Origin of the sequence: Actinomadura sp. 6K520 (assembly GCF_004349245.1) — a bacterium.
In the GTDB taxonomy this organism is placed as follows: domain Bacteria; phylum Actinomycetota; class Actinomycetes; order Streptosporangiales; family Streptosporangiaceae; genus Spirillospora.
Genome location: NZ_SMLC01000061.1, coordinates 1 through 16,180, shown reverse-complemented (window position 1 = coordinate 16,180; position 16,180 = coordinate 1). Strand labels below are relative to the sequence as shown.

The 16,180-nt window shown below is 72.1% G+C and carries 13 protein-coding genes and 1 pseudogene; 7 read left to right on the top strand and 7 right to left on the bottom strand.

Annotated elements, in window-relative coordinates; genetic code table 11:
• The first annotated feature begins 176 nt into the window (after positions 1-176).
• Positions 177-353: a hypothetical protein gene (locus E1289_RS38265; RefSeq protein ID WP_165970526.1), complete on the top strand. Its 177-nt coding sequence runs from the start codon at positions 177-179 to the stop codon at positions 351-353.
• A 94-nt stretch (positions 354-447) separates the two neighbouring features.
• Here E1289_RS38265 and E1289_RS17955 read toward each other — a convergent pair whose 3' ends face one another.
• The 3 genes from E1289_RS17955 to E1289_RS17945 all read right to left on the bottom strand — a co-directional run bounded on the left by E1289_RS17955 (position 448) and on the right by E1289_RS17945 (position 3,649).
• Complete coding sequence (locus E1289_RS17955; protein ID WP_131981565.1) at positions 448-1,275, bottom strand: inositol monophosphatase family protein; 828 nt, start codon at positions 1,273-1,275, stop codon at positions 448-450.
• Positions 1,272-2,180, bottom strand: a complete 909-nt coding sequence (locus E1289_RS17950; RefSeq protein ID WP_131981563.1) for a ferrochelatase — start codon at positions 2,178-2,180, stop codon at positions 1,272-1,274. The genes E1289_RS17955 and E1289_RS17950 overlap by 4 nt, the downstream gene beginning before the upstream one ends.
• A 107-nt stretch (positions 2,181-2,287) precedes the next feature.
• On the bottom strand, positions 2,288-3,649 hold the full coding sequence (locus tag E1289_RS17945; RefSeq protein ID WP_243712898.1) for a lytic transglycosylase domain-containing protein: 1,362 nt from the start codon (positions 3,647-3,649) through the stop codon (positions 2,288-2,290).
• Positions 3,650-3,898: 249 nt separating this feature from the next.
• Between E1289_RS17945 and E1289_RS17940 the strand changes: the two genes are divergently transcribed.
• A complete protein-coding gene (locus E1289_RS17940; RefSeq protein WP_131981561.1) occupies positions 3,899-5,209 on the top strand; it encodes a D-arabinono-1,4-lactone oxidase in 1,311 nt (436 codons plus the stop codon).
• A 32-nt stretch (positions 5,210-5,241) separates the two neighbouring features.
• Here the strand turns inward: E1289_RS17940 and E1289_RS17935 are convergent, their stop codons facing one another.
• Positions 5,242-6,183: a hypothetical protein gene (locus E1289_RS17935; RefSeq protein WP_131981558.1), complete on the bottom strand. Its 942-nt coding sequence runs from the start codon at positions 6,181-6,183 to the stop codon at positions 5,242-5,244.
• Positions 6,184-6,609: 426 nt separating this feature from the next.
• On the opposite strand from E1289_RS17935, the gene sepH reads away from it, so the two are divergent.
• On the top strand, positions 6,610-8,715 hold the full coding sequence (gene sepH / locus E1289_RS39635) for a septation protein SepH (protein ID WP_243712897.1): 2,106 nt from the start codon (positions 6,610-6,612) through the stop codon (positions 8,713-8,715).
• A gap of 3 nt (positions 8,716-8,718) precedes the next feature.
• Here sepH and E1289_RS17925 read toward each other — a convergent pair whose 3' ends face one another.
• Both E1289_RS17925 and E1289_RS17920 read right to left on the bottom strand, forming a co-directional pair.
• A complete protein-coding gene (locus E1289_RS17925; RefSeq protein ID WP_243712895.1) occupies positions 8,719-10,311 on the bottom strand; it encodes a PH domain-containing protein in 1,593 nt (530 codons plus the stop codon).
• On the bottom strand, positions 10,308-10,868 hold the full coding sequence (locus E1289_RS17920; RefSeq protein ID WP_131981556.1) for a PH domain-containing protein: 561 nt from the start codon (positions 10,866-10,868) through the stop codon (positions 10,308-10,310). The genes E1289_RS17925 and E1289_RS17920 overlap by 4 nt, the downstream gene beginning before the upstream one ends.
• Positions 10,869-11,122: 254 nt before the next feature.
• Between E1289_RS17920 and E1289_RS17915 the strand changes: the two genes are divergently transcribed.
• Together E1289_RS17915 and E1289_RS17910 are read left to right on the top strand one after the other, a co-directional pair.
• A complete protein-coding gene (locus E1289_RS17915; RefSeq protein ID WP_131981554.1) occupies positions 11,123-12,115 on the top strand; it encodes an ATP-binding cassette domain-containing protein in 993 nt (330 codons plus the stop codon).
• Positions 12,112-12,924: an ABC transporter permease gene (locus E1289_RS17910; RefSeq protein ID WP_131981552.1), complete on the top strand. Its 813-nt coding sequence runs from the start codon at positions 12,112-12,114 to the stop codon at positions 12,922-12,924. Before E1289_RS17915 ends, E1289_RS17910 begins: the two co-directional genes overlap by 4 nt.
• Before the next feature lie 318 nt (positions 12,925-13,242).
• On the opposite strand, the gene E1289_RS17905 is transcribed toward E1289_RS17910, so the two are convergent.
• Complete coding sequence (locus E1289_RS17905) at positions 13,243-14,628, bottom strand: NAD(P)/FAD-dependent oxidoreductase (RefSeq protein WP_131981550.1); 1,386 nt, start codon at positions 14,626-14,628, stop codon at positions 13,243-13,245.
• Between the two features lie 394 nt (positions 14,629-15,022).
• Here E1289_RS17905 and E1289_RS17900 point away from each other — a divergent pair, with 394 nt between their 5' ends.
• Positions 15,023-15,598 carry a YbhB/YbcL family Raf kinase inhibitor-like protein gene (locus E1289_RS17900; RefSeq protein WP_131981601.1) on the top strand — a complete coding sequence of 192 codons (576 nt, stop codon included), beginning with the start codon at positions 15,023-15,025 and terminating at the stop codon, positions 15,596-15,598.
• Positions 15,599-15,875: 277 nt separating this feature from the next.
• Positions 15,876-16,180: pseudogene (locus E1289_RS17895) on the top strand (hypothetical protein); the annotation flags it as partial.

Here is a 16,180-nt window from a genome sequence, read left to right as displayed (position 1 = left end):
CCCCCGCGGTTCCAGATATGACACGGGAGCCGTAAGACGCCCGTAAGCACCTGTTCGACCGGTGTCCGCCGAAGCACAACACCACGGACGCAAGAATCCGCGAAATTTGCATCGACGCACAGGTTTATCTTCAGCCTATGGCTGGGTAGGCATGGGCAGGATCCGGGAGGAGGCCCATGGGCGAGTTGACACGCATGATCCAGCAGCGGCTCGATGACGCTTACGCGTCGCTGCGGAGCGCCCACGCAGATGGGGACACCTACCTGGCCGACATCCGCCAGGAGGAGATCAACGATCTGCGCCGGATCGCAGCGAACAACGACATAGGCGTCGAAGCACCCCGCTGCGACTGAGGGACGTACGAGCGTCACGGGAGCCCCGGACACCCCCGTCCAGGGCTCCCTTCTCATTCCGGACCGTCCGCCCGCGCACGGTCAGTGCGCACGGTCAGTCGGTGAGCGGGTCGAGCGGGGCCAGGAGGTCGTGCAGCGCCTCGAACGTGCCCGGCCCCGCGGCGATGGTCAGCTCCGGGCTCGCGGGCGTCCCGTGCAGGCCCTCGACGCGCCCGCCCGCCTCCTGGACGATCAGCGCTCCCGCGGCGACGTCCCACGCCTGGACGCCGCGCTCGTAGTAGGCGTCGACACGTCCCGCGGCGAGCGAGCACAGGTCCACGCAGCAGGAGCCGCCGCGCCTGATGTCGCGGACACCCGGCAGCACGCCGGTGAGGACCCGCGCCTGCCCGGCCCGCCGCCCCGCCTCGTAGCCGAACCCCGTGGCCACGAGCGCCTCGCCGATCGGCACCCCGGCGTTCACGCGGAGTTCGCGCGTGCCGGACGCGGTGTGCAGGAGGGCTCCGCCGCCGCGCACGGCCGTGCAGGACTCGCCGCGGCGCGGCATGTCCACCGCCCCGGCGACGGTCGTGCCGTCCACCTCCGCGGCGATGCTGACCGCCCAGTCGGGCAGGTCGTAGAGGTAGTTCACGGTCCCGTCGATGGGGTCGACCACCCAGCGGACGCCGCTGCCGCCGGCGCGGGTGCCGCCCTCCTCGCCGAGGAACGCGTCGTCGGGGCGCACCGCCCGGATCCGCTCGATGATCAGCTGCTCGGCGGCCCGGTCCATCTGGGTGACGACGTCGGTCGGGGACGACTTGGTCTGCACGACGTCCGGGCCGTCCACCGGGCGCTTGTCGACCAGCATCCGGCCGGCCTCCCGCGCGGTCGCGGCGGCCAGTTCGAGCAGTTCCGCGGCGAGGTCCGCCGTGCCCGCGGCGCTCATCGGGCGTCTGCCAGGAGCCGGCGGGGCAGGGTGGCGAACCGGGGATCGGTCCCGGGCGTCCCGGCGCGGGCGAACGCGATGCCGAGGTCCGCGGCGAGATCGGCGGCCTCGACGTCGAGGTCGTACTTGACCTCCATGTGGTCGGAGACGAATCCGATGGGGACGACCGCGACTGCACGGACGCCCTCGCCGTGCAGGTCGCTCAGGTGATCGGTGATCTGGGGCTCCAGCCAGGGCTGGCCGGGCGGGCCGCTCCGGCTCTGGTAGACCAGGTCCCACGGCGCTCCTGGGGCGGCCTTCTGCGCCACCGCCCGCGTGGCCTCCTCAAGCTCCGCGACGTACTTCTCCTGGTTGGGCTGGGACAGGGGCACGCTGTGCGCGGTGAAGACCAGGCGGGCGCCTTCTGGGAGACGGCTCAGCGCGTCCTTCGTCGCGTCCACGAACGGTTCGATGAACTCGGGCCTGCCGGAGTAGACGGGCAGCTTGTCGATCTCGGGTGCGTCCTGGACCTCTTCACGCGCGCGCGCAATGTCTTCGAGGTACTGGTCGTTGGTGGAAAACCCGCTGTAGGCGGACGTGACGAAGGCCGCCGCGCGCCGTATCCCGTCGGCCTTCATCTGCCGGACGGTGTCGGCGAGGTAGGGAGTCCAGTTCCGGTTCCCCCAGTAGACGGGGAGGCCCACGCCATGGTCGGCGAAGTCGGTCTCGATCGCGGCCTTGAGGTCCCGGCACAGCTGGTTGATCGGACTGACCCCGCCGAACAGGTAGTAGTGCTCGCCCACCTCTTCCAGGCGTTCCCGCGGGATGTCGCGGCCGCGGGTCACGTTCTCCAGGAACGGGAGCACGTCATCGGGCCCCTCGGGCCCGCCGAAGGACAGCAGAAGCAACGCGTCGTACGACGTCATGCTCCCCATCCAATCAGCCCTGCGGCGGTGCCCCGTTCCGGGCCGGTGATCCTTGGAGAGCCCTTTCCGCGCGGCGGGCAGCGGAGCGCGCCGGTCGGTCGCGCCGGTCAGTCGTAGCGCGCCGCGTACGCCTTGGCCAGGTTGAGGACCTTCTGCACGTACCAGTGGGCGTGGTTGTAGTGCCAGATCGCGTTGTAGAGCTGCTTGCCGCCCTTGCCCGCGCCGTTCGCGCACAGGTAGTTGGCCGCGCCCGGAATGGCGTCGTAGGGGTTCATGATGTCGGCCTTGCCGTCCCGGTCGCCGTCCACCCCGTACGCCTTCCACGTGGCGGGCATGAACTGCATCGGGCCGAGCGCGCCCGCGCTGGACGGGCCGACGTTGCGCCCGTGGCTGCTCTCGACCTGGCCGATCGCGGCGAGGACCGTCCAGGAGAGCCCCGGGCACGTGCCGGCCGCCTGCTTGTACAGGTCCATGTAGCCGGTGGCGCCACCGCCGCCCGCCTGGCTCTGGTACTTGGACTCGTGCAGGTTCACCACGTCCGTGCCGGGCCCGAGGATCTTGGTCACGGCCTTGGCGACCTTGGCCGGGTCCGTGCCGGGAGCGTTGACCAGCACGGCGACGTTGGGGATGAGACCCATGTCGGTCCCGGACTTCCGGCTGACGAGCAGGTCGATCCCGGGCAGGCCGAGGCTTCCGGAGCCGCCCATCGTCAGGGACGGCATCGTGCGGCCCACCACCGGGTACCGGGTGCCCTTCGCGAGCTGGAGCTGCTCGGAGGCCGCCGGGGACACCACGAACTGGTCGCCGGCCAGGGCCTCCCACAGCTCGGTCTTCTTGGCCGTCCCGGGCGGCGTCCAGGCGCGGAAGTCGGACGGGTCCACGGCGAGCGCGTTCACCTGGCGGCCCTGGAGCTGGACGGCGCCGCCCGCGACCGCCAGCACGTCCCCGACCTGGCTCAGCTTCGCGATCTTCTTGATCTTGGCGGTGGAGATCGCGGCGCCGCCGACCGCCAGCACGTCCGGCGGGACGACGCGCTCCAGCGGCGCGACCTGTCCGCTCCGGGCCACGTTGACCGGGTCGCCCTGCAGGTTGTCGGGCGGAGCGGCCGCCACCGGGTCGGCCTCGGCGCGGTCCGGCTTCTCCGTGGTCAGCGCAGTGTAGACGCCGCCGGAGGCGGTCACGGCGGCGAGGATCGCGATGCCGGCGATGAGCAGCGGCGATCCAGGGCCGCGCCTGGACGGGCGCGCGTACCCGTTCCGCGGCCGCCGCTCCTTCTTCTCCGGCTTCGGCCTGCGCGGGCGGGCGCCGGCCGCGTTCGCGCCGTCCGCCTTCGCTCCGCCGGGCGTCCCGCCGTTCGCGATCACGTCCGCGCCGGGTGGGCGTTCCCGGGGCTCGGGGGCGGTCGAGGGCGCCTTCTTGGCGGCCGCGTTCGCGATCGAGCCGGTGCGCCGGGCTGATGGAGGAGCCACAACAATTCCCAACGAGTGTCGCTACGGACGGTTACCCGCTTTTTCACTTCTTCCCCCCATGTCACGCCATCATGGGGATCGACCATGGACGAAGCGATGTCGTGCCGGGTGTCCGCAACGTTCCATGTCCGTGGTTACCGGATCGTAGGCTATCGCCCGATCCATGACCGCGCCTCGGGCACGATCGGCGGACTCTCCCGGCACAAACATGAACTTTCCTCATGAACCTTGGGCGAGTAGAGTCGCCGCATGTCACCCGTGACGAACCAGAAGTGGCAGAACTGGGCGGGAAACCAGCAGGCCACGGCGCATCGCGTCGCCACCCCGCGCACCGCCGGAGAGGTGGCCGCGCAGATCCGGTCGGCCGCCGACGACGGCCTCACGGTCCGGATGACGGGCACGGGCCACTCCTTCACCGGCGCGGCCGTCGCCGAGGGGGTCCGGCTCCGTCCCACGGCGCTCACCGCGGTCCGCTCGGTCGACACGGCGACCGGGCTGGTCACCGTCGAGGCGGGACTCCCGCTCCACGAGCTCAACCGCACCCTGGACGAGCACGGTCTCGCGCTGGCCAACATGGGCGACATCCAGCAGCAGACCGTCGCCGGCGCCCTCCAGACCGCCACCCACGGCACCGGACGCGACGTCGCCGGGCTCGTCTCCCAGGTCGCCGCACTGGAACTCGCGCTCGCCGACGGGACCATCGTCACCTGCTCGCGCGAGGAACGCCCCGACCTGTTCGACGCGGCCCGCGCGGGACTGGGCGCGCTCGGCATCGTCACCGCCATCACCTGGCGGACCGTCCCGTCGTTCCTCCTGCGGGCGCAGGAACAGCCGATGAAGTGGGACGAGGTCCTCGCACGCGTGGACGAGTTCGAGGCCGCCAACGAGCACTTCGAGTTCTACTGGTTCCCGCACACCGACGGCTGCCTGACCAAGCGCAACAACCGCGCCGAGGGTCCCGCCGAGCCGCTGTCCAAGTTCCGGTACTGGCTGGACGACAAGTTCCTGTCCAACACGGTCTTCGAAGTCATCAACAAGGTCACGCACAGGGCGCCCGCCACGGTGCCGTTCGTGAACGGCATCTCCGCCAAGGCCCTCGGTGCCCGCACCTATAGCGACACCTCGTACAAGGTCTTCACCAGCCCGCGCGCGGTCCGGTTCAAGGAGCAGGAGTACGCGATCCCGCGGGAGCGGCTCGTCCCCGCCCTGCGTGAGCTCCGCGCCCTGTTCACCAAAAGGGACTGGCGGATCAGCTTCCCCATCGAGGTCCGGCTCCTCCCCCAGGAGGACGCCTGGCTGTCGATGGCGCACGGACGGCACAGCGCCTTCATCGCCGTGCACGTCTACCACCGCGACCCGCACGAGAAGTACTTCCGGGGCGTCGAGGACCTGCTGACCGGCCTCGGAGGCCGCCCGCACTGGGGCAAGCTGCACACCCGCGACGCCGCCTACCTGGAGAAGGTCTACCCGAGGTTCGGCGACTTCGTCGCCCTGCGGGACAAGCTCGACCCGGACCGGCGCTTCGCCAACCCCTACACCAGGCAGGTCTTCGGCGACTGAGGCCACTCTGGGCCGGGGTCACTCGCCCTGGGTCACTCGCCCTGGAGATCGCCGGCGCCCGGGGACTGGCCGCGGTCCTGCCCGCCATCCTGGCCGCCGTCCGGTGCTCCGGTCGGCGCGGGGGTGTCCGGGTCGGCCGGCACCGACGTCGTCGGCCCGGACGTGGGCGCCTGGGTCGGCTGACCGGTCGGCTGCCCGGTCTGCCCCTCGTCCGGCGGCGTGCCCGGCTCCGTGGCCGGCGCCTCGCCCGTCGGGGTCTCACCCGGAGTGGCGCCGGGCTCGGCCGGGCCGTCGGTCGGGTTCTGCGACGGGCCGTCCTGCTGCTGCCCGCCACCGCCCAGCACCTCGGTGACGGTCAGCCCGCCGCCGCCACGCCCGATGGGCTCCCCGGCCGCGGCCTCGTAGATCGTGATCCCGCCGAGGACGAGCGCGAACACCGCGGCCGACGTGACCGCCAGCTTCACCCAGTGCGCCTTGGCCCACTCGACCGTGCTGCCCCACGCCGACCGCCGGGCGACCTGCCGCACCGCGTCCTCGCCCGCCTCCGCGGCGAGCGAGCCGGCGACCGCCTCGGCCGGGTCCACGCGGGTGGCGTTGGGGTCGCCGCCGGCCCCGGGATCGAGCCGGGTCGCGTTGGGATCGCCGCCTGCGGGGTCGAACCGGGTGGCGTTCGGGTCACCGGGCCACGCCACGGTCCGGGTCGGATCGGCGCTCCTGGCCTCCTCCGCGGCGTCCTCCGCCGCGTCCCGGCGCCGCACCGCCGCCTGCATGTGCGTCATTTCCTTGAGCTGGTTGCGGCCCTGGTCCAGGTAGTGCTGCCCGACCGCCGACCCGGCCGTCGAGATCACGCTCATCAGCGCCGCGCCGATGATCGTCCCGTAGACCCCGAGGGTGGACGCGCCGAAGGCCGCCGCGGCCGTCGCGATGGCACTCGCGACGAGCTGCGTCGTACTGATCTCCGGCTTACGCGGCATAGACCTGATTCACTCCCCGTCTCATGGCCATGTACCCCTTGATCATTAACTCATCCGGGCGACCCGGTTGTTCCTCCCCAAGACGTGACGCTCGCAACGTCAAAAAGATGGAGTGCCGCGGTCTCCCCGGGCACAGTGTGGAAAAAGATGCACAAGGATCAGGCAGTCCGGCCCCGGGCGGGTCGCGGCACAGGCAAGCTTGGCCGGGTGCCCTCTTCTACCTCGTGAAGGGGGCTTCGAGAGCGGCGATGTTCGGACATGCCGGGTACGGTGCTGGCAGCAGGTGTGTCCGAAAGAGAGACTCGGGGACCCGGGGGAAAGGGCACGCATGCGCCCTCGGTGGGCATCGGACGGCCGACCGGTGAGACGAATGGTCGCGCGGTCCGGCGTCCTCCGTGCCATCAGGACAGGGCAGGAAGGACACGCATGCAGGAGCTGCGCCTCGTCGCGGTCAGCGAGGACGGTACGTACCTCGTCCTGGCGACCGCGGGCCGGGGCACCCGGTTCACCCTGCCCGTCGACGACCGGCTCCGCGCGGCGGTCCGTGGGCACTTCTCCCGCCTCGGCCAGTTCGAGATCGAAGTGGAGAGTCCCTTGCGTCCCAAGGAGATCCAGGCCCGGATCCGGTCCGGCGAGACCGCCGAAGAGATCGCGGAGTCGGCGGGCATCCCGGTCGAACGCATCCGCTGGTTCGAGGGCCCGGTCCTGCAGGAACGCGAGTACATGGCCCAGCAGGCGCAGCGCGTCACCGTCCGGCGTCCCGGCGAGTCCACCCCCGGCCCGCCCCTCGGGGAGACCGTCGAGGAGCGGCTCGGCCGGGGCGGCGTCGACCTCGAAGAGGTCGAGTGGGACTCCTGGAAGTGCGAGGACGGCACCTGGCGCGTCCGCCTGTCCTTCTTCGACGACGGCCGCCCGCACGCCGCCGAGTGGACCTTCGACCCGCGCCGCCGGCACGTCTTCCCGCTGGACGAGATCGCCGCCCGCCTGACCGCCGTGGAATGGGACGACGACGCGCTCTCCGACACCGTCACGCCGCTCGTCCCGCGCCGTCCCGCCATGAAGGTCGTCTCCAACGACCGCGACCCGGCCGCCCGGGGGCTGCCGGGCGAGCCCGTGCAGCCCGGCGCGCACGGCCGGCTCCGTCCCGCCGAGCCACGCGAGTACCCGGCGGAGCCCCCCCGCATGGCCGAGCCCCGCGCCTTCCGCGAGGCCGCCCACGAAGGCACCGGCATCGGCAGGACCCCCGCCCAGCACACGACCGAGCCGGGCCGGTTCCAGGACGCGCCCCGGCAGCGCGGAGCCGCCCCGGCCCGCGAAACCGGCGAATCCCGCACCGCACACATCCGTGAAACGGCGGAGACCGACCGCTTCACGGAAAGGACACAGGCCCCCGAGGCCGTGCGGACTCCGCCGCTCGACGACACCGACCGCGACGACACCGACCGCGAGGAGTCCGCCCGCGAGGAGTCCGGCTTCGACGCGGTGGCCGAAGACCGCGAGACGCCCGACGTTGGCGAAGGCCCCGAATCCGACGCGGTGCGCACCACCGACCGCGACATGTCCGAAGAGCGCGCGACCGCCGGGGAGGCGGAGGCGTCCAGCGCTGAGCCCGAGCTTTCCCGGGACGTCTCCGAAGACCGGGGCACCGCCCAGGCCCGGGAGGACGCCGAGCCGCGCGACGTCGCCGAGACGAACCTCGCCGAGGACGAGGCCCAAGACCAGGACATCGCCGAAACGCGCGAAACCGTCGGAACCGCTGAGACCGGCCGTTCCGAAGGTGCGGCCCAGGGCGGCGAGGTCACGCGTCCCCGCGAAGCGAGCGAGACACGCGCCCCCGAATCCGCCGGGGCCGCGGAGACGGCCGACGACCGCGAAACGGCCGACCGCGGCGAAACCGTCGGCCGCGGCGAAACCGTCGCGACGGAGCACCCCAAGGACACGTCTCCCGACCGCGAGACCGCCGAATCGCGGACCACCGACCGCGAGAAGCCCGAAACCGCCGGGGAGACCGAGACGCCCGACACCGCCCGCACCGACGCATCGTCCGGCAAGGCGGACGAGCGCGCGGCGTCCCGGCTCGCCGAGACCCCCGCGCGGCGGGCCGCCCGGTTGCGGGCCGCGGCGGAGGCTGCGGCGGAGGAGGCAGAAGCAGCGGAGGCGGCAGAAGCAGAAGCGGCGGAGGCCGCGGGACCCGAGCCCGCGGAGGCGCCGGCCGACGCCGAGGCTGCGGAGCCCGCGGCCGGTGCGCGGGACCGCGAGGGCGGGCCCGCCGAGGAGGAGAAGCCCGCGCGGGAGAGCAGGCCGCCGGCGCAGCGGCCGGGGCAGCGGCAGCCCGCGCGGACGCCCGCGAAGAAGAAGCCGGCCGCCCGGCCGACCATGCCCGCCGCGCAGGACAAGCCGCCCGCGCCCGCGGCGGCCGCGAGCAGCGAGCCCGCCGCACAGCGGCCCGCGCGGCGCCGCAAGTCCAAGGGCAAGCGCGCCTCCGTGCCGTCGTGGGACGAGATCATGTTCGGTGCGCGCCGCCCCGAATAGGCGTCAGTCCTCGGGCGGGGTCTCCAGGAACGGGGTCAGCCAGGCGGGCGTGATCCCGGCGGCGAGAGCGACGGCGTCCCCTTCGGCCATGTCGATCGCGGAGTAGCCGCCGTCGCCCGCGCCGACCGCCGCGACGAGGGTGGCGAGGCCGAGCCGCCGCTGGAAGACGGTCCGGCGGATGCGCCAGCCGACGATGGCGGTGTGCTCGACGACGACCTGCCGGCGGCGCAGGGAGCCTGACCGGACGCTGAGCCGGTCCCCGTCGGTGACGTGGCCGAGCTGGCGGTAGCGGTCGAGCCCGAGCGGTACCGCCAGGACGGCGAGGACCGCGAACACGTAGGCGACCCAAGGCTGGGCGGTCACGGCGGCGAGGACGGCGAAGGCGGCCGGCAACCCCACCGCGCGGGTGACGCGTCGGCTCCGGGCCGCCGGAGGATGCGCGGTCAACGGGCCGGGAACGGCGCCGAGCACGCGGGCGGCGAGGGCCTCGGCGACCGGGCGCGGGGCGGCGGGCAGGAGGCGCCCGCGGTGCGCGGCGTCCCCGAGGCCGGTGATGAGCGCGCCGAGCCGGGTCACCCCGGCGGCGCGCTCGAAGGGGTTGTCGGCGAGCTCGACGCCGCGCAGCCGCCGCAGCTCCAGCGAGACGCTCCGGCGGGTGACCAGGCCGCGCTCGATGACGAGCGAGCCGTCCCGCTGGTGGACGGTGAAGTCCCAGTTGAACAGCATGAAGACGACCACCGACATGACCGGCATGGCGAGCAGGACGAGGATCGCCAGCGCGACGACGAGGGCGGTGGACAGGCCGACCACGTCGTGGCCGAGGCTCTCCACCCGCTCCCGCGTGATGAGGCCGAGATCGTCGCCGAGGTTGTAGATCGTGCCGAGGAGGGAGCCCGCCACCGCGAAGGGCGTGAACAGGTAGGCGCCGCTCAGCGGCGCGTACACGTACCAGCGCCGCCGCATCCGGGCGAGGACGCGGCGCGGCGGGGCCGCGGCGTCCCGCGAGAGGAGGACGCGGCGCAGCCGTTCGGCCTCCCCGAGGGAGACCGCGTTCAGCGCTCCCTCACCGCCGTCCGCGCCCGCGTCGATGTGGACGACCGCCAGGCCGAGGACCCGGTGCGGGAGGGACGCGCTGATGTCCACCCCCCGGATCCGGTCGCGCGGGATGCTCTTGACCGACCGCCCGATGAGCGCCCGCCGGAGCTCGATGCGGTCGTCGAACAGCACGTAGGTGAACGTCAGCCAGCCGACCACGTGGAAGAGCAGGCCGAACGACAGCCCGGCGAGCGCGAAGTAGAACGCGGTGGACAGGCCGCCGACCACGAGGCCCGTGGCGCCGGCGGCGACGAGGGCGAGCAGTTCGCGGACGGCCCCGACGACGAACGTCAGCGGATGCAGCCGCTGGCCGCGCGGCCGCTCCTTCCGCGGGGGCGCCTCGTCCGGCTCGGGCCCCGCACCGCCGCGCCCCGGCCCGCCGCACTCCGCACCGCCGGGCTCGACACCACCGGGTTCACCACGACCGGTGGGGTCCTCCGCGGGCGAGGGGCCGGTGTAGGGGCGGATCGCGGGGCCGTGCTCGCCGCTTCCCGTGGTCACGTCGCGTCGTCGCGCAGGTCGTGGGCGCGATGCGCGAGGTCCTCGGCGAGGCGGGTCGCCACGCCCGCCGGGAGCCCGGTGACCTCGGAGGACCCCGCGTGGGACGCGGTGTTGACCTCGATGGTCGCGAGACCCAGCATCCGCTCGATCCAGCCCTGCTGGGTGTCGACGGTCTGGATGCGGCCGACGGGGACCAGCAGCCATTCGCGGCTGAACCAGCCCGTCCGCGTGTAGACGACGTCGGCGCTGACCTCCCAGCGGTGGACGCGGTAACGCCAGACGGGCGCGACCGTCACCATCAGCAGCCCCGCGGCGCCCACGACGTACGGCAGCCAGCCGATCCGGCTCGACAGCCACCCGGGCAGGCCGTCCCAGCCGGACTCGCCCACCCACGCCGCCACGCCGAGGGCGAGCCCGAACGCGAGCCCCCACACGAGCAGGTATTCGATCGCCCAGTGCGCGATCGCGCGGGCCGACACCCGGTGTGCGGGCGGCCGCAGGCGCGGCGGGTGCGGCCCCCCGCCGTCCTTGTGGTGACTGCGCCGCACCGACGTCACACCGCGAGTCTAGAACGCCGGAGGCCCCCTCCCGCCGGTCCGACTCCCGCGGACGGGCAGATCCGGGCACAATCGCGCGGGCGCCGGCGTTCTGTCAGTGGCGCATGCGATGTTGGGGAAGCTCCGGTGCCCCCTGCAGAGTTCCGCTGGGCGGCGGAAAAACTGGATGCATCCGAGCCAGGACACCGCATATTTTCGGCGGGTCCGTCTCGACCGGGACGGAGACGTCCGGCGACACGATCTCAGGAGATCACATGACATACGCCATCCAGGCCGACGGCCTGGAGAAGCGGTTCGGTGAGACCCAGGCGCTGGCCGGCGTCTCCCTCACCGCCCCACCGGGAACGGTCCTCGGAGTGCTGGGCCCCAACGGCGCCGGCAAGACCACCATGACCCGGATCCTCGCGACGCTGATCGAGCCGACGAGCGGCAACGCCCAGGTCGGCGGCTTCGACGTGGTCAAAGAGGCGCACAAGGTGCGGCAGCTCATCGGCCTCACCGGCCAGTACGCCGGGGTGGACGAGATGCTCACCGGCACCGAGAACCTCGTCCTGATCGGCCGGCTGCTGGGGATGTCCCGGCGCGCGGCCAAAGCGCGGGCCGCCGAGCTGCTCGACAGGTTCCAGCTCTCCGACGCCGCCGAACGCGCCGCCAAGACGTACTCGGGCGGCATGCGCCGCCGGCTCGACCTCGCGGCGAGCCTCGTCGGACGGCCGCAGATCCTCTTCCTCGACGAGCCGACCACGGGCCTCGACCCGCGCAGCCGCAACGGCCTGTGGGACATCGTGCGCGGCCTGACCGGCGACGGCGTCACCGTGCTGCTCACCACGCAGTACCTGGAGGAGGCCGACCATCTCGCCGACGACATCGTCGTGATCGACCGCGGGCAGATCATCGCGCACGGCACGTCCGACATGCTCAAGGCGCAGGTGGGCGGCCAGGTGCTGGAGGTCCGGCCGGTGGACGCCGCCGACGCCCGGACCGTGGCGAAGATCGTCGGGGAGTTGACCGACACCGTCCCGGAACTCGCCGACGACCGGGTCAGCGCGCCGATCACCGACCCGGAGCTGATGCCCGCCGTGGTCCGCCGCCTCGACGACGCCGGCGTCACCATCGGCGAGCTGTCGCTGCGCAAGTCGAGCCTGGACGAGGTGTTCTTCGCCCTCACCGGCCACCACACCGAAGACATCGACGCCGAGGCCGGCGAGCTCGCCGAGTCGGCGAGCAAGGAAGGGGCGTCCGCATGACCACCGCCGCGACGTTCGCGCCGCAGGACCTCGCCAAGCGGGTCGCGCCCGGCACCGCCCTGCGCAACACCGCAACGCTGGCCTGGCGCAACCTGGTCCAGATCAAGCACAACCCGATGGAGCTGCTGGACCTGTCCATCCAGCCCATCATGTTCGTGCTGCTGTTCGCGTACGTGTTCGGCCCGGCGATGTCGGGCAGCGTTGACGCCTACCTGCCGGTCGTCATCCCCGGCATCATCGCGCAGAACGCCCTGTTCGCCGGGATGAGCACCGGATTCGGCCTCAACACCGACATCACCAAGGGCGTCTTCGACCGGTTCCGGAGCCTGCCGATCGCGCGCAGCGCCCCGCTCGCCGGACGGATCATCGCCGACACCGCCAAGCAGGCGTGGTCGATGACGATCCTCCTGGTGGTCGGCTTCATCATCGGCTTCCGCATCGAGACGAACGTGATCGCCATGTTCGCCGCGTTCGCGCTGCTGCTGGCCTTCGCCGTCCTGTTCTCCTGGACGTCGGTCTACATCGCGATGAAGGTGAACGAGCCGGAGAAGGTGCAGATCTTCGGGTTCGTGGTGATCTTCCCGCTGAGCTTCATGAGCACCGCGTTCATCCCCAACACGGACGGCATCCCCTCCGGGCTGGCGTTCGTCATGGACAACAGCCCGGTGACGCACCTGGTGGAGGCGATGCGCGGCCTGCTGGTCGGCGGCCCCGTCTTCGGACACGCGGTGACGGCCCTGATCTGGGGGATCGGCTTCTCCCTGCTCTTCGCGCCGCTCTCCCTGCGGGCCTTCAAGAAGCGCGCGTAGCTCATTGCATTGCCCTTGGCGGTCAGGCCCCAGAGGGCCTTCCCTTCGGCGGGCACTGCGCGCGATTGCTGCATCGCTCCGGCTCGCCTTGCGGCTCGCTGCGCGATCAGGTTCCTCGCAGGCTCGGAACCTGCCTTCGGACGCGATCGCAGGCGTTGAGGTTGTTGCGGGGTAGCTGTGGTGGCTGGGGACGGCGCGCGGGTGAGTCAGTTCAGGTAGCTGGGGACGGCGCGCGGGTGAGTCAGTTCGGGTCGCTGTGTCGTGTGTGCGCGTGCCCCGGCGGTTGCGGGTACCGCCGGGGCACAGGTTCGGCCGGGGTCAGGCGGCGGGTTCCTTGGGCTGGTCGGCCGCGCGGTCCCTGGGGCGGACGTCGTCCAGGGCGGCGAGCTGGAAGTCGGCGCGCGGCTGTTCGACGGTGGCGAGGGAGACGGTCTCCCGCTTGAGGAACAGGGCGAGCGTCCAGTCCGCCACGACGCGCAGCTTGCGGTTGAAGGTCGGGACCTTCGCGCCGTGGTAGGTGCGGTGCATGAACCAGGCGGGCCAGCCCTTGACCTTGAACCCGTAGGTCTGGGCGACGCCCTTGTGCAGGCCGAGCCCGGCGACCGCGCCGATGTTGCCGTGCACGTAGGGCTTGAGGGTCTTCCCGCGCAGCGAGCGGACGATGTTGTCGCCGAGGAGCTTGGCCTGGCGGACGGCGTGCTGCGCGTTCGGCGGGCAGTACATGCCCTCCTGCGTCAGGTCCGGGATGGCGGCGTTGTCACCGGCGGTGAACGCCCGCACCATGCCCTCGATCGTCAGGTACTCGGTGCCCTTGACGCGGCCCTTCTCGTCCACGGGCAGGCCGCCGCGCCGGACGACGGGCGCCGCCTTCACGCCCGCGTTCCACACCAGCGTCCCGGCCTGGAAGGAACTGCCGTCCGACAGCTCGATCCGCCCGTCCACGGCGGACTCGAGCAGCGTGTTCATCTTGACGTCGATGCCGCGGCCGCGGAGCTGCTCGGCGGTCCACTTGCCCATGTCGGGGCCGACCTCGGGCAGGATGCGCCCGGCGGCCTCGACGAGGATGAACCGCAGGTCCTGCGGGGTGACCTTGCGCATGTACTTCGTGGCGTCGCGGGTCATGTCCTCGAGTTCCGCGACCGCCTCGACGCCGGCGAACCCGCCGCCGACGAACACGAAGGTGAGGGCCTTGCGGCGCAGCTCGGCATCGTCGGTGGACTCGGCGATCTCCAGCTGCTCCAGCACGTGGTTGCGCAGGTGGATGGCCTCGCCGACGGTCTTGAGGCTGATCCCGTTCTCGGCGAGCCCGGGGATCGGCAGCAGCCGCGGCACCGCGCCCGCCGCCATCACAAGGTAGTCGTAGGAGATCCGCTCCGGCGGCCCGGCCAGCGGCTGGACGATCGCCCACCCCTCGTCGTGGTTCAGCTCGGTGACCCGGGCCTTGCGCACGGTGCACCGGGGCAGGACGCGGCGGAGCGGGACGACGACGTGCCGCGGGGAGATGTTCCCGGCGGCGGCCTCCGGGAGGAACGGCTGGTACGTCATGTACGAGTTGGGGTCCACGACGGTGACCCTGACCTCGCCCCGCTTGAGCTCGCGTCTGAGCTTCTTCTGCAGGCGCAGGGCGGTGTACATGCCCACATAGCCGCCACCCACGATGAGGATGTGGGGAGCGCCAGGGCTCTCCTGGGCGATCCTGGCCATTGCGGCCTCCAATGTCACGGTCGGCTTGTGAAGACATTCACAAGCTAGCCGATGGAACGTGCCTGACACCAACCAATAACCACGGAAGAACAGCAGAACTTCCCGTTCCGGCAAAGCGGGAGGGCGATACGGCTGTGAAACCCGCCACTCCTTTACAACTTGCGGGATGGAGCGGGCCAGAACGCGCATGACCAAGGTCACAGCGGCCGTCCGGCCGGACGGCCGTCCCGGCGTGGAGGGAAAGGCCCGTTCCAGTCCCGGCGAAGCCCTAAGGTTGGGGCCGAATCGTTGGGGCCTACGAGGAAGGGGCGCCGGCGGGCGGGACGCATGCGGCCGAGATGACGGCGATCCGGCGGCGCGCCGCGTACGATCTCGCCCGGGAGCGTATCGAATGATGAGCAGAGACCGGCGTCCGATCATGGCCGCGGCGGGCGCCCTCGCGGTCGCCGCGTCCGTCGGCGGCTGCGGCCTCTTCGGCCAGCCGGAGAACAAGAGCGCCGAACTGTCCGAGTGGTTCACGGTGACCAGCCCGGTCTTCCGCGATGGGCAGGACTTGCCCCCGCGGTACGGCTGCACGACGTACCCTGGCGGGCAGGGAAAGACCCCGCCGCTCCGGTGGTCGGGCACGCCGAACGGGACGCGGTCGTACGCGATCGTCGTGGACGACCCGGACGCGTCGGGCGGCGCCCGCGTCCACTGGGTGATCGCGGGCATCGACGGGACGGTGAACGAAGTCGTCGAGGACGCCCGGCTGGACAGGACCGTCGAAGGGTTGACCACAGAGAAGAAGGCGGGCTACGCGCCGCCGTGCCCGCCCAAGGGAGAACGGCACCGGTACCGGTTCACCATCTACGCGCTGGACCATCCGGAACCGTTCACCGACGGCGCCGCACTGAAGGACTCGCTCCCCGCCATCGCCCGGCACACGATCGGACGGGGCAGGATCATCGGGAACTTCGGCGGCAACTAGGCGCGTTGACCATGGAGCCTCAGGGCCCAGGGTCAGGGCGGACCCCACCGGGGGGCTGAGCCGACAGGGGCGTACCGACGGGCGGGATTGGCCGATCGGGACGTGCCGTGCGAGGGTGAATGTGCGCGATGGGTGTGACAACGGTCATAGCGGTCGGTCAGAATCGGGCTAGACCGAGGCGGCGGCGACCAGAGCAGCACCGGTCGCCTGCGACAATCGGGACGGACTCGCGGTCCGCGCCAGGGACTCTCACCGGGCCAAGGCATTGGGTGGTGGCATGACTTCTTACATCGTGGTCTTCGGCCTCATTGTGGTCGTGGTCCTCGTGGTCGTCCTCGTAGCCCTCGGCCTGCGGGCCAGCAGGGCGGGACGCGACGACGACGACTGGATGGACGACGAGCCGCAGCACCCGCGCGGCCGCCGGGGAGCCCCGCCCCAGGACGACATGGGCGGCCCCGACGACTACGGCTACAACGACGGGTACGACGGCGCCTACGACGGCGGTTACGACCGGCACGGTGCGCCCGAATCCGCCCATGACCGCCGGGTCGCCGGCGGTCCGCTCGCCGCCCCCACCGCGGC

What these genes read in the sequence shown, in the direction of transcription:
- E1289_RS38265 (WP_165970526.1), top strand. Translation starts at nt 177, where the DNA reads ATGGGCGAGTTGACACGCATGATCCAGCAGCGGCTCGATGACGCTTAC.
- E1289_RS17955 (WP_131981565.1), bottom strand. Translation starts at nt 1,275, where the DNA reads ATGAGCGCCGCGGGCACGGCGGACCTCGCCGCGGAACTGCTCGAACTG.
- E1289_RS17950 (WP_131981563.1), bottom strand. Translation starts at nt 2,180, where the DNA reads ATGACGTCGTACGACGCGTTGCTTCTGCTGTCCTTCGGCGGGCCCGAG.
- E1289_RS17940 (WP_131981561.1), top strand. Translation starts at nt 3,899, where the DNA reads ATGTCACCCGTGACGAACCAGAAGTGGCAGAACTGGGCGGGAAACCAG.
- E1289_RS17935 (WP_131981558.1), bottom strand. Translation starts at nt 6,183, where the DNA reads ATGCCGCGTAAGCCGGAGATCAGTACGACGCAGCTCGTCGCGAGTGCC.
- sepH (WP_243712897.1), top strand. Translation starts at nt 6,610, where the DNA reads ATGCAGGAGCTGCGCCTCGTCGCGGTCAGCGAGGACGGTACGTACCTC.
- E1289_RS17915 (WP_131981554.1), top strand. Translation starts at nt 11,123, where the DNA reads ATGACATACGCCATCCAGGCCGACGGCCTGGAGAAGCGGTTCGGTGAG.
- E1289_RS17910 (WP_131981552.1), top strand. Translation starts at nt 12,112, where the DNA reads ATGACCACCGCCGCGACGTTCGCGCCGCAGGACCTCGCCAAGCGGGTC.
- E1289_RS17905 (WP_131981550.1), bottom strand. Translation starts at nt 14,628, where the DNA reads ATGGCCAGGATCGCCCAGGAGAGCCCTGGCGCTCCCCACATCCTCATC.
- E1289_RS17900 (WP_131981601.1), top strand. Translation starts at nt 15,023, where the DNA reads ATGAGCAGAGACCGGCGTCCGATCATGGCCGCGGCGGGCGCCCTCGCG.